The organism is Aureimonas sp. Leaf427, assembly GCF_001425485.1.
In the GTDB taxonomy this organism is placed as follows: domain Bacteria; phylum Pseudomonadota; class Alphaproteobacteria; order Rhizobiales; family Rhizobiaceae; genus Plantimonas.
This window is the reverse complement of the sequence record NZ_LMQW01000002.1, coordinates 169,211-181,921: the sequence shown is the minus strand read 5'-3', so window position 1 is coordinate 181,921 and position 12,711 is coordinate 169,211. Positions and strand designations below refer to the sequence as shown.

The following is a 12,711-nucleotide window of genomic DNA, read 5'->3' as shown; positions in this document are numbered from 1 at the left end:
AGGCCTTGTCAGGCGCTCATCTTCTCGAAGCCGTTGTCCGCGGCGGTCTCGTCGAGATCGAGGTCGAAGCCGGCCTTGGAGGCGGGCTTCGGCGCGGCAGGCCTTGCCGGCTGGGCGCGCGTCGCCGAGGCGAAGCGGCCGACCTTGGCCTGGAGCGCGCGCACGTCGCCCCCTCTCGCCACCTGGACGCGGGCGGCCGGGGCCGGAGCGCGGCCTTCGGCGAGCTGGAAGAAGCCGGCCCGGTCGTTCAGGCGCGCGGCCTCGGCGGAGAGCTGCTCGGAGGTCGCCGACATCTCGTTGGCAGCCGCCGCGTTCTGCTGCGTCACCTGGTCGAGCTGCTGGATCGCCTGGTTGATCTGCTCGGCGCCGGCATTCTGCTCGCGGCAGGCCGCCGAGATCTCGCCGACCAGCTCCGACGTGCGCTGGATGTCGGGCACGAGCTGCTCCAGCATCCGGCCGGCTTCCTCGGACATGGAGAGCGTGGAGCTCGACAGCGCGCCGATCTCGGCGGCGGCGGTCTGCGAGCGCTCGGCGAGCTTGCGCACCTCCGAGGCGACGACCGCGAAGCCCTTGCCGTGCTGGCCGGCGCGGGCGGCCTCGATGGCCGCGTTCAGGGCGAGAAGATCGGTCTGGCGGGCGATCTCCTGCACGATGCGGATNGCGAAGCCCTTGCCGTGCTGGCCGGCGCGGGCGGCCTCGATGGCCGCGTTCAGGGCGAGAAGATCGGTCTGGCGGGCGATCTCCTGCACGATGCGGATCTTCTCGGCGATGGTGCGCATCGCGTCCACGGCATCGACGACCGCCTTGCCGCTCTTCTCGGCATTGAGCGAGGCCTGGGAGGCGATCTTCTCCGTCGTCGTCGCGTTCTCGGCGTTCTGGCGGATGTTGGCGGCCATCTCCTCCATGGCGGAGGAGGCCTGCTCGGTCGCCGCCGCCTGTTCGGTCGAGCCCTGGCTCAGCTGCTCGGCGGTGGCCGAGGACTGCTGGGAGCCGGCCGCGACCTGGGAGGCGGAGTTGGTGACGTCGGAGACGATGGAGCGCAGGTTCTCGGTCATCGTGTTCATGGCGCGCAGGAGATCGCCGACCTCGTCCTGGCTGCGGGCTTCGACGGTCTGCGTGAGGTCGCCGGCGCCGATGCTCTCGGCCAGCCGGACGGACCGGCCGAGACCGCGGGCGATGGAGAGCGAGATCCAGAGCGCGGCGGCGACGCCGATCAGCATCGCGCCGACGACGATGGCGACGAGGGTCGTGCGGGTCGAGCGATAGGCGTCGTCGGCCAGCGTGACGTAGCTGGCCGCGTCGATCGTCGCCTTGTCGCCGACCTCGTCCAGCCGGGCGGCGAACTTGTCGGCGAGGAGGCCGAGCTCGGTCGTCGCGGCGAAGCCCTTCTGATAGAAGTTTCCGAGGCCGTAGGCCGTCTTGGCGTCGATCACGGGAACAGCGGCCTTCCAGTCCGCGCGCAGGGTGTCGAGGTTCGCGCCGTAGCGCTGACCGACCGGGCCGGCCGCGAGGGTCGAGAGGGCGGCGTCGATCCGCGCCTTGCCGCTCTCGACGGTGGCCGCGCTCGCCTTCGTCTCGTCCTCTTCGGAGGCGAGAACCGACCGGAGGGCCGCGGAGCGGACCTCGAGGGTCGACTTGGCGACGGAGTCGAGAAGCGTCCCGGCCGCGGCGGGAATCGCGGCGTCGGCGCCGATCCGGTCCTGGAGCGCGTCGGTTTCCGCGATCATCGGCCCGGTGGCCGCCCAGAGTTCGTTGATCGCCTTTCCGCCCGCGTCGGCATCCGCCTTGGCCGCGGCATCCAGGGCCGTCTGGAAACCGGTCCGGACGGTTGCGAACATGGGCTTGAGGTCGGACGTGGCGGCGCGCTCGCTCTCCGGCAGGGCCGCCAGCAGCGCGTCGAGCCCGGTCGCGAACTCGCTAAGATCGGTCTCGACCTGCTTGATGCTGCTCGCGATGGCCGTCTCGTCGGTGGAGATCAGCACCCGCAGGACCAGCCGGCGCGCATCCATGAGGAGCGTCTGGATCGACTGGCTGCTCTTGACCTGGGCGAAGGGGCCCTCGGCGAAGCCGCTCATCGCTTCGTTGGTCTGCCCGAGACTGGTCACGCCGAAATAGCCGGCGGTTCCGAGCAGCACGAGGACGGCTCCGAAGGAGCCCATGAGCTTGGTCTTGATGGTCATGCGCATCGCGGGAAATCCTTGTGCGTCGAGGGGGGCCGCCGGAGGCGGAGGTCGGTCAGTGGGCGGGAGCGTCGGACTGCAGGATGCGTTCGAGATCGAGGAGGATGACGAAGCGGCCCTCGTGCCGGATCACCCCGGAGAGGAAGCGGGCGGGCCAGCGCGTGCCGTTTTCGGGCAGGGCCTCCACGCCGCCCTTGGCGATCGAGAGGACCTCGTGGACCGCATCGGCCTTGATGCCGACGAAGAAGCTGTCGGCCTCGGTCTCGATGCGCGAGACGATCACGCGGGAATGCTCGGTGTCGCCCTGCGCGCCCATGCCGAAGCGGCGGCGCAGGTCGATGAGCGGCACGATGTTGCCGCGCACGTTGATGAGGCCCGGCGCGAAGTCGGGCGCGTTGGGAACGAGGGTGACGGGCGGCGGGTCGAGGACCTCGTGGACGAAGCCGACGGGGATGGCGAAGACGTCGTCGTCGAGCGAGACGGTCAGATAGTCCTGGACCGGCGCGGTCGTCTCGGCGGCTGTGGCGGCTTGGGTCATGACGGGAGTTCCTCAGGCCGCGGCGAGGCGGTCGGCCGTGCCGGCGCCGGCATGTCGGACGAGCGGGTTGACGTCGAGGATCAGGGCCACCGAGCCGTCGCCGAGGATCGTCGCGCCGGCGAGACCGGGCGTCTGCCGGTGGAGCGGCGAGAGCGGCTTGATGACGGTCTGGTGCTGGCCGATGACCTGATCGACGACGATGCCGATCCGCCCCGTATCGGCGGAGGCGACGACGACGATGCCGGCCTCGCCCGTCGAGCCGCCGAAGATGCGGTCCATCCAGATGATCGGCACCATCGTGTTGCGGATGTCGGCGAAGTTGCGCCCGTTCGAGGTGCGGCAGCCGATCGAGGCGAACTCGACGCATTCCTCGACGGAGGCGAGCGGCAGGATGCACTTGGTCTCGCCGACGCGCACGAGAAGCCCGTCGATGATGGCGAGCGTGAGGGGCAGGCGCAGCACGAACTTCGTGCCCTGGCCCGGCCGGGTCTCGATCTCGATCGTGCCGTGCAGCTCGCCGATCGTGCGGCGCACGACGTCCATGCCGACGCCGCGTCCCGAGAGGTTGGAGACCGCCGCCGCCGTGGAGAGGCCGGGGTGGAAGATCAGCTCGTCGATCTCGCGGTCCGGCGGCGTCACGCCCTCCGGCACGATGCCGGCGGCCGTCGCCTTCTCCAGGATGCGGGCGCGGTTGAGGCCGGCGCCGTCGTCCTCGATCGTGATGACGACCTCGGTGCCCGACTGCCGGGCGGAGAGGCGGAGCGCGCCGCGCTTGGACTTGCCGGCCGCGATGCGCTTTTCCTGCGACTCGATGCCGTGGTCGATGGAGTTGCGGATGATGTGGACGAGCGGATCGCCGAGCCGGTCGAGCACGGTCTTGTCGAGCTCGGTGTCCTCGCCTGCGAGGATGAGGTCGATCTCCTTGCCGAGATCGGAGGAAAGATCGCGCACAACGCGGCGATAGCGGCTGAAGAGGCTGTCGATCGGCAGCATGCGCATGTCCATCGCGCTGTCGCGAAGATCGTTGGAAAGGCGCTCGATCTCCTCCACCACGGCCGTCAGAACCGGGTCGCGCCGGGCATGGGCGAGGGCCGTGAGGCGCGCCTGTGCGATCACGAGCTCGCCGACCTGATCGAGCAGCGTGTCGAGGCGCGTGGCGGAGACGCGCACGTTCGCCTCCGGCGCCTGGGCCTTCGCCTCCGTCTTGGCGGGCCGTCCGCCCTTCGCGGCGGCGGGCGCCGCGGCCGCCGCAGCCGCAGCCGCAGGCGCCGAAGGAGCGGGCGCCTCGGCGGGCTCGGACGGCGTCGCGGACATGGTTGCCGGCATCGTTTCGACCGGAGGCGCAGCGTCTGTCGCTTCCTCCTCGATCGCGACGGCGCCGGGCTCGTCGACGAAGATGAAGACGTCGTCGATCGCGCCGCGGCCGGCCGTGGTCGCCAGCGCGATGCGCCAGCCGAGCTTCAGCTCGCCGGGGACGAGGTCGATGAGGTCGGGCAGCGTGTCGGTGAGAAGGGTGATCTCGGTTTCGCCGAGCTCGCGCAGCTCGTCGAGGAGGGCGAGCGGATTGGTGCCGTAGAGAAGCGACGTCTCGGGCAGGCGAAGCGTGATGACGAAGCGCTGGGCCGCGCTCGGCTTCGCCGCCGCGGCGGCGGCGGGGGCGGAGGCCGCCGGTGCCGCGGAGGCGCCGTCGCCCCCGACTTCGGTCTCCAGCGCCGCGATCAGCGCCGCGCTCGCCTCGGCATGATGGCTGCCGGCATCGAAGAGAAGGCGGCGGATGTGGTCGGCCGAGGAGAGGAGCACGCCGACGAGCCCGGGCGTCAGCGGAACCTCGCCGCGGCGGACCTTCTCGAACGCATCCTCCAGGCGGTGGGCGAAGGCGGCCATGTCGGGCGGCCCGAACATGCCGCCCGAACCCTTCAGCGTGTGGAGCGCGCGGAAGGTCGTGTTGATCAGCTCGGCATCGTCCGGCCGCGCCTCCAGATCGAGCAGCGCGGCTTCCAGCTGCTCCAGGAGGTCGCGGGCCTCGTTCAGAAAGGTCTCGACCGCGTTGCCGGCGTTCATCGGATCAGCTCCCGATCAGCTTGGAGACGACCGCGATGAGGCGCGCCTGATCGAAGGGCTTGACGATCCAGCCGGTCGCGCCCGCCGCCTTGCCCTGCGCCTTCTTCGCCTCGTCGGATTCCGTCGTCAGCATCACGATGGGGATGCCGGCATGCTGGGGCATGGCGCGGACCTTGCGGATCATGCCGATGCCGTCGAGATTGGGCATGTTGAGATCGGTGATGATGAGGGAGAAGCGCCCGGACTGGAGCTTCACCAGAGCGTCGGCGCCGTCGACGGCGGTCGTCGGCGAATAGCCCGACGATTCCAGCGTGAAGGACACCATCTGCCGGACGCTGGCGGAATCGTCGACGCAAAGGACCGGTTTGCCCATGATCATACTCCTGCGATGGAACTGAAGGTTCCCGTGCCCGACGGCATGGGCCAGCCGGAAAGTCCTGCACGCGACAGGAGATCGGCGACGGCGGGCGACGAGGTGACGGACAGCGAACGCCCCTTGGCCTCGGCCGATTTTCCGGCGGCGAGGACGAGCTGGATCAGGGTGATGTCGGCATCCTCGACACCCGACAGGTCGATCTCGACCGGACCGGCCCCTTCGCCGGAGAGCCGGGCGAGAAGCGCCTGCCGAAACGTGTCGGCTTCGACGATCGTGCAATGAGAAGGGGCGCGCAGGGGCTCGTCGTCTATCGTCATGGCATCGCGTCGCAAGGCGGGCCCGTCCCGAAGGAAGCGGTCCCGCTCTGGCCTTTCTGATGTCTGATCCAACCGAGGTTGTGGCGGGCGAGGGTGTTGGCGGGGCGTTCAACCTGGAATCGACACTGCCATACAAATCGGAAGCATCGGTTAATGCCCGATGGCTCGACGCGGTTGTATTGATGGAAAAACCATATGGTAATTTGATACTAGGAATTAATGATCAGTAACGATCGGAGTCCGGAAAGAACTTCTTTCAAGATCGACCGCGTCCCATGAGTCCTTCGGACAGGACGAGGACTCCGCGTCGGCTCCGACCTTGCCGAACGCTCCCGCGGCCGATGCATCTCTCCGAAGACGGCCGTTGCTTGCGCAGGGAAATGTAACCCGGCCGCGACGGACATCCCTCCGCCGGGCCCGCTCGTCAGTCGTCGAAATTACCGATGGCCTCGGCGACGAGGTTGGTGGCGACGACGAGGGAGATGATGGCCAGTGCCGGGAAGGCGGCGACCCACCAGAGGCCGGCGGTGAGGAGGCCGTAGGATTCGGCGACCGCGAGGCCCCAGTCGGTGGAGGGCGGCTGCAGGCCGAGGCCGAGGAAGCTCAGCGTCGAGACGGTGAAGAAGGCGTAGCCGAGGCGCGTCATCGCCTCGATGAAGACGACGGAGCGGATGTTGGGCAGGATCTCGCGCACCATGACGCCGAGGGCGCTCTCGCCCGAGATGCGCGCGGAGACGGCATAGTCCTTCGCCGCTTCCGTCCGCACGCTTGCCCGCACCGTTCGCGCCACAAGCGGCGCGTAGATCACCGCGATCACGAGGATGACGCTCGCCACCGAGCCGCCGATCGTGGTGAGGATCAGCATGGCGGTGACGACGAGGGGCATGGAGAGGAGCATGTCGAGGATGCGCGAGAAGACCGCGTCCGGCCAGCCGCCCCTGTAGCCGAGCACCAGCCCGAGGAGCGTGCCGAGAGCGACGCCCGCGAAGGTGGCGGGCGGGGCCGTCACGAGGATCTGCCGCGCGCCGGAGAGGACGCGCGAGAAGACGTCGCGGCCCAGCATGTCCGTGCCGAACCAGTGGGCGGCGGAGGGCGGGGCCAGCGACTGGAGAAGGTCGTCAGCATAGGGATCGTAGGGCGCGATGGCGCTGCCGAAGACGGCTACGAAAACCCAGAATCCGAGGATCGCGAGGCCGATCGCAAGACCGATGCGGGGCCGGCGCGATGCGAGGGATGCGGAAAGGCTCATCCGCCGGGCCTCTGGCGCTGTCGCGGGTCGAGCGCGAGCTGGAGAAGGTCGCCGAGCAGCGTGACGACGGCGTAGATCACGACCATGGCGAGGACGCCGGCCTGCAGCGTCGGGTAGTCGCGCGTGCGCGCCGCCGTGGCGACGAGGGCGCCGAGGCCGTTGATGTTGAAGAGCGCCTCGATCACCACGATGCCGCCGAGGAGATGGGCGATCTGCGTGGAGAGGACCGCGACGGCGGGGGCGAGCGCGTTCGGCAGGATGTGACGCCAAAGGACATGGCCGCGCGGCAGGCCCTTCAGCACCGCCGTGCGCACGAAGTCCGAATGGCGCGCGCGAACGACGCCGCTTCTGGCGATGCGCGCGACATAGCCGAAGAGATTGATGGCGAGCGGCAGGGCGGGCAGGAGGAGGTGGCGCAAGCGCTCCGGCGCGCTCGCGCCGTCCGGCGGCCCCGATGTCGGCAGCCAGCCGAGCCACAGGCTGAAGAGGACCACGAGCAGGACCGCGACGACGAAGTCGGGAATGGTGGAGAGCGTGATCCCGGCCACGAGAATCGCCCGGTCGGCGCCCGAGCCCTCGTTGAGCCCGGCATAGGTGCCCGCCGAAAGCGCCGCCGGAACGAGAAGCGCGACGACGAGGGCGGCCAGCTCCGCCGACTGCGCGACGGCGCCGAGAAGATAGGGGCCGATCGGCCGCTCCAGCGTCAGCGACCGGCCGAGCGAGCCCTGGAGGACGCCGGAGATCCACCGCAGATATTGCGCGAGCGCCGGCTGGTCGGTGCCGAGCCGGGCGTTCATCTCCGCCACCGCCTCCGGGGCGGCGAAGGGGCCGAGCACGGCGCGCGCGATGTCGCCGGGCAGGAGCTGGCCCGCCGCGAAGATGAAGAGGCTCGCCAGCCAGAGCGTCGCCAGCGTGGCGAAGAGCCGCCGGACGAGGAAGGAGCGTAGCGCCATGCCGATGGGGTTCCAGGGAGGCGCGGCGGCGAGGTCGTTCCCCCGCCGCCGCGGGGAGATCACGCCAGATAGGCGCCGGCGAGGAGGAAATGCGAGATCGCCGTGAAGCGCACGCCCGCCACGCGCTTGTTCGAGAAGCGGATGAACTTGTTGAAATGGGTGATCACGGTCGGCGTCTCCTCCAGGAGAAGCCGCTGGATCTTGCCGGCCGCGAGGCGCTGGGCCTGAAGATCGCGGGCGGTCGAATAGTCCTTCAGGAGCCCGTCATAGGCCGGGCTCTTGAAATGGGCCGCGTTCCACGGCCCGTCGCTGCGCAGCGTGGCGTTCAGGATCACGTCCGGCGTGCCGCGATGGCCGAAATCGGTGATGCCGAGCTCGGAGTCGAGCCAGGGCGACTCGCCGAACACCGCCTTGCCGTAATAGGCGTCCTGCGGAAGGATGTTGAGATCGAGTTCGATGCCGGCCTGGCGCACCTGGTTCTGCAGGAGGACGGCGTATTCGGGAATGCTGTAGGCGCGCTCGGTCGTCAGCTTCACCTTGAACCCGTTGGGCAGGCCGGCCTCGCCGAGCAGCCGCTTGGCGGCCGCGATATCCTGCTCGCGCTGCGGCACGCTGTCGTCCGTCGAGGCGTAGATCGGCGAGAAGACGCTGTCGTTTCCGGTCGACGCGCGGTCCCGGTAGAAGCCGGAGACGATGGCCTTGCGGTCGATGGCGAGCGCGAAGGCGCGGCGCACGCGCGCATCCGACAGCTCGGCGGCGTCGGTGCGCAGGTGGATGGCGTCGTGGCGCGCGGAATCGACGCTGAGGATCTGCAGCGTCGGGTCGCTCTCCACCACGGTGGTCAGCGTGCTGACCTCGGGAATGACGTCCACCTCGCCGCTCTTCAGCGCCAGGAACTGCGCCTGCTGGTCCTGGTAGAAGCGGAACTCGACGCGGTCCGGCAGGGCCTTCTCGCCCCAATAGTCGTCGTTGCGCACGAAGGCGATGCCGCGCTGCGGCTGGTAGCTCTCGAAGCGGAACGGGCCGGTGCCGATGAAGCTCTTCTCGTAGTCCGAGCCGAGATGGGCGGGAAGGACGATCGCGGCGACCACGCTGGAGGAAATGTAATAGGGAAAGTTCGTGTTGGCGATCTCGGTCTGGAACACGACGGTCAGCGGATCGGTCGCGCTCGTGCCGCCCTTGGCGAGAAGTCCCTTCAGCGCGGAGAGGGCGGAGGAGCCGTTCGCGGGATCGGTGATGCGCTCGAAGCTCGCGACGACGTCGGCCGAGGTCACCTCGCGCCCGTCGTGGAAGCGCACGCCCGGACGAAGCTTGACCGTCCAGCGCGTCAGGCTCTCGTCGGCCTCCCAGGAAAGGGCCAGCTGCGGCACGAGACCATGCTCGGGATCGTCGAGGATCAGATATTCGCCGACCTGGCTGAGCACGCCGATGGAGGCGCTGTCGGTGAGAAGCACGGGATTGAAGGCGGCGGTCGGCTGACTGAGGCCGACCCGGATCGTGCCGCCCGGCTTGCCGGCGGCCTTGGCGGGCCGAAGGCCGGCGAGCAGTCCCGCCGAGCCGAGAGCGGTCGTGATGCCGAGCGCGCCGGCATATTTGAGGAGCGCCCGCCGGTCGAGATGGCCGCCGACATGCTCGTCGAGCGCGACGTTCCAGAGATCGGCGGCGGCGCCTCCGGGAAGCGCATCGCGCAGACGCTGCGTCAGGAGACGCGACAAGAAATGCTGCTGGGTCATGGGTCGGCCTTTCAATCTCGAAGCGGTGTCATTCGGCCGCCAGGGCAGGGCGGAAGAGGTTGGGAGCGGGGGCAAGGCCGAGGCGCTCGCGCAGCGTGCCGGGGCCGTATTCGCGCTGGAACAGCCCGCGCCGCTGAAGCTCGGGCACGACCTTGCCCGTGAAGTCGGTCCAGTCGCCGGGCAGGTGCGGGAACATCAGGTTGAACCCGTCGACCGCCCCGGAGGTGAACCAGGCCTCGATGTCGTCCGCGATCTCGCGGGGCGTGCCGCCGACGAACTGCATCTCGCCGCCTGCCGACATGGTCCGCGCGATCTCGATGACGCTGAGGCCCTTGGCGGCGTGGAGGCGCACGCGCTCCAGCGTGGTCTGCACGCCTTTGTAGCCCTCGGCCTCCGGCAGAGGCGGCATCGGCCCGTCCGGATCGACGCCGTCGAGGTCGACGCCGGACCAGGCGGAGAGAAGATCGAGGCTGAGCCGGTCCGGCTGGAGGGCCTGGAGATGTGCGAAGCGGTCCTCGGCCTCGGCGCGCGAGCCGGCGACGACCGGCTGCAGGCCCTGGAGCACGATCAGCTCGGCGGGGTCGCGCCCGGCTTTCGCCAGCCGCGCGTTCATGTCGGCGCGATAGGAGAGCGCGTCCTCGATCGAGCGTAAGGAGACGAACTGCACGTCGACATGGCGCGCGGCGAAGTCCTTGCCGTCGGAGGAGGAGCCGGCCTGGAAGACGGGCAGATGGCCCTGCGGCGGGCGCGGCACGTTGAGCGGTCCGCGCACCTTGAAGAACTCGCCCTCGTGGTCGAGCGCGTGGACGCGGGTCTCGTCGGCGAAGTCGCCGCTCGCGCGGTCGAAGAGCAGCGCCTCGTCTTCCCAGGAATCCCAGAGCGCGCGCAGCACGCGGACGTATTCCTCCGCCCGGCGGTAGCGGTCGCCATGGGCGAAGACGTCGCCGTGCCCGTAGTTCTGCGCCTCCTCCGCCATGGCGGAGGTCACGATGTTGATGGCGGCCCGCCCGGCGCTCAGATGATCGAGCGAGGCGAAGAGGCGGGCGAGATTGTAGGGCTCGCTGTAGGAGGTGCTGGCCGTCGAGACGAGGCCGATGTCCCGCGTCACGGCCGCCAGCGCCGAGAGGAGCGTGATCGGCTCCAGCCGCGGATTGGCATAGTGCCGGACGGAGGAGCGCGCGCCGCTCCAGATCGCCATGTGATCGGCGAGGAAGATGAAGTCGAGCTTGGCGCGCTCGGCCTCCCGCGCGAGGTCCGCGTAATAGTCGAGGGAAAAGACCTCGTGGTCGGGCGCCTTCTCGTGGCGCCACGAAATGCGGTGGTTCCCCTGGGGATTGAAGAAGAATCCGGCGAGAATGAGCTTGCGGGGCACGAGACGTCCGGTCCGATCTGGCTTTTTCATCACCAGAGGAATAATGTATATAGATTATCTAGTCTATTCTATAGAGTTCGATCTTCCGGGTCGGATCATGTCGCGAGGTGCTTCTTTGGTAGACGATTATTCGTGCTCGGCTCGCCAGGCCCCCGCAACGCTCGAAGCGACCGTCGCCTTGGAGGTCGAGGGTCTGAGCGTCGTCTACAAACGGGCCCGCGACCGGGCGGGCGCTCCCGACGCCGCCGCCGTGCGCGATGTGTCCTTCTCGCTGCCGGCCGGGCAGACGCTGGCGCTGGTGGGAGAATCGGGCAGCGGCAAGAGTTCGGTCGCGATGGCGATCCTGTCCTATCTGCCGGCCGGCGCGCGGCGCGAGGCGCGGGTGCTGCGGCTCGGCCCGCACGATCTCCTGGCGGCCGGCGAGGGCGATCTGCGCCGGCTGAGGGGGCGGCGGATCGCCGCCGTCTACCAGAATCCCGGCATGGCGCTGAACCCGTCCCTCTCGATCGGGCGCCAGGTGGCGGAGATCCTCGAAGTCCATCTCTCCCTGCCGCGCGCCGAGGCGCTGAGGGAGACGGAGCGGCTGCTCGGCGAGGTGCAGATCCGCGAGCCGCGGGCGGTGATGGACCTCTTCGCGCACCAAATTTCCGGCGGCATGCAGCAGCGCGTCTCAATCGCCATGGCGATGGCGCTGGAGCCCGCGCTCATCGTTCTCGACGAGCCGACGACGGCGCTCGACGTGACGGTGCAGCGCCAGACGATGGACCTCCTCGCCGATCTGCAGCGACGCCGCGGCACGAGCTATCTGCTCATCACGCACGACATCCATCTCGCCAGCGTCCACGCGCACGAGATCGCCGTGATGCGCGCCGGCGAGATCGTCGAGACGGGGACCTATGCGCAATTGCGCGACGATGCGCGCCATCCCTATACGCGCCAGCTCCTCGGCAGCGTCCTCGCCAAGGACCCGCGGCCCGAGGCCCGGCCCGGCGCGCCCGCCATCCTCAAGGTCGAGGGCCTGGAGCACGGTTTCAGCAAGGCGAAGCGCGGCCGCCCCGCCGTCGAGGACGTCTCGCTGGTGATCAAGGCGGGCGAGACGCTCGGCCTCGTCGGGGAATCCGGCTCGGGCAAGACGACGATCGGGAAATTGATCTGCGGCATCCACGACCGGCAGGCGGGCGCGATCGAGCTTAACGGCCGAGCTCTGCCGACGCAATTCGACCGGCGCGGGCCAAGCGACCGGGGCGCCATCCGCATGGTCTTCCAGTCGCCGGACGCGACGCTCAATCCCGCCCACACGATCGGCGCGATCCTGCGCCGCGCGCTGGCCATCGCGGGCGCTGGCGATCCGAAAGCCGAGGCCGCCGCGCTGATGGAGCGGGTGCGCCTGCCCGCCGCGCTGGAGAGCCGCCGGCCCGCCGAGCTGTCGGGCGGCCAGAAGCAGCGGGTCGCGATCGCCCGCGCCTTCGCCTCCTCGCCCCGGCTGGTGGTCCTGGACGAGCCGACCTCGGCCCTCGACGCCAGCGTCCAGAAGGAGATCCTCGCCCTCCTGGTCGAGCTTCAGAAGGAGAGGACGGTCGGCTATCTCCTGATCACGCACGATCTCGACGTCGTGGCCGAGATGGCCCACCACGTCGCGGTCCTGAAAGCCGGGCGCATCGTCGAGACGGGCGCCACGCGCCGCATCCTCTCCGCCCCGGAACACGGCTACACGCGCGAACTCCTCGCCAGCCGGCTTGTGCCGCCGGCCGCGACCGCGCCGGCCCGTCCGGGCGCCGCCCGAGACGCTCCTTGGAGCGCCGTCTCGCAGCTCGCCTGAACCGCTCGCCTGAAGCGCCCGTCGGAGGGCTCGGGGGTGTCACCAAGCTCGGGCGGCGGCGTCTTTCGGCTCAATTTGTCCATAAGAATGGTATATATTTTCTTTTGCCCGTC

General features: G+C 69.5%; 11 protein-coding genes. 1 reads left to right on the top strand and 10 read right to left on the bottom strand.

Annotation, left to right across the window (positions count from 1 at the left end):
• Nucleotides 1-8: 8 nt before the first annotated feature.
• From ASG62_RS27465 to ASG62_RS03425, 10 genes are all read right to left on the bottom strand, one after another.
• Nucleotides 9-659: a methyl-accepting chemotaxis protein gene (locus ASG62_RS27465; RefSeq protein ID WP_244488588.1), complete on the bottom strand. Its 651-nt coding sequence runs from the start codon at nt 657-659 to the stop codon at nt 9-11.
• Nucleotide 660: 1 nt separating this feature from the next.
• On the bottom strand, nt 661-2,180 hold a 1,520-nt coding region (locus ASG62_RS27970), incomplete at its 3' end, for a methyl-accepting chemotaxis protein (RefSeq protein WP_413814173.1).
• 55 nt (nt 2,181-2,235) lie between these two features.
• The gene (locus ASG62_RS03460; protein WP_056698248.1) at nt 2,236-2,718 is read right to left on the bottom strand and encodes a chemotaxis protein CheW; all 483 of its coding nucleotides are present in this window, start codon (nt 2,716-2,718) and stop codon (nt 2,236-2,238) included.
• A gap of 12 nt (nt 2,719-2,730) precedes the next feature.
• Nucleotides 2,731-4,779, bottom strand: a complete 2,049-nt coding sequence (locus ASG62_RS03455; protein ID WP_056698245.1) for a chemotaxis protein CheA — start codon at nt 4,777-4,779, stop codon at nt 2,731-2,733.
• A 4-nt stretch (nt 4,780-4,783) separates the two neighbouring features.
• On the bottom strand, nt 4,784-5,152 hold the full coding sequence (locus ASG62_RS03450) for a response regulator (protein ID WP_056698537.1): 369 nt from the start codon (nt 5,150-5,152) through the stop codon (nt 4,784-4,786).
• 2 nt (nt 5,153-5,154) lie between these two features.
• A complete protein-coding gene (locus ASG62_RS03445) occupies nt 5,155-5,472 on the bottom strand; it encodes an STAS domain-containing protein (protein WP_056698243.1) in 318 nt (105 codons plus the stop codon).
• A gap of 424 nt (nt 5,473-5,896) precedes the next feature.
• Complete coding sequence (locus tag ASG62_RS03440) at nt 5,897-6,721, bottom strand: ABC transporter permease (protein WP_056698241.1); 825 nt, start codon at nt 6,719-6,721, stop codon at nt 5,897-5,899.
• On the bottom strand, nt 6,718-7,674 hold the full coding sequence (locus tag ASG62_RS03435; protein WP_056698239.1) for an ABC transporter permease: 957 nt from the start codon (nt 7,672-7,674) through the stop codon (nt 6,718-6,720). Before ASG62_RS03435 ends, ASG62_RS03440 begins: the two co-directional genes overlap by 4 nt.
• Nucleotides 7,675-7,733: 59 nt before the next feature.
• Nucleotides 7,734-9,407 carry an ABC transporter substrate-binding protein gene (locus ASG62_RS03430; RefSeq protein ID WP_056698237.1) on the bottom strand — a complete coding sequence of 558 codons (1,674 nt, stop codon included), beginning with the start codon at nt 9,405-9,407 and terminating at the stop codon, nt 7,734-7,736.
• 28 nt (nt 9,408-9,435) lie between these two features.
• Entirely contained in the window at nt 9,436-10,779 is a 1,344-nt protein-coding gene (locus ASG62_RS03425; RefSeq protein ID WP_244487665.1) for an LLM class flavin-dependent oxidoreductase, read from the bottom strand.
• A gap of 178 nt (nt 10,780-10,957) precedes the next feature.
• On the opposite strand from ASG62_RS03425, the gene ASG62_RS26165 reads away from it, so the two are divergent.
• Entirely contained in the window at nt 10,958-12,598 is a 1,641-nt protein-coding gene (locus tag ASG62_RS26165; protein WP_056698230.1) for an ATP-binding cassette domain-containing protein, read from the top strand.
• The last annotated feature ends 113 nt before the right edge of the window (nt 12,599-12,711 follow it).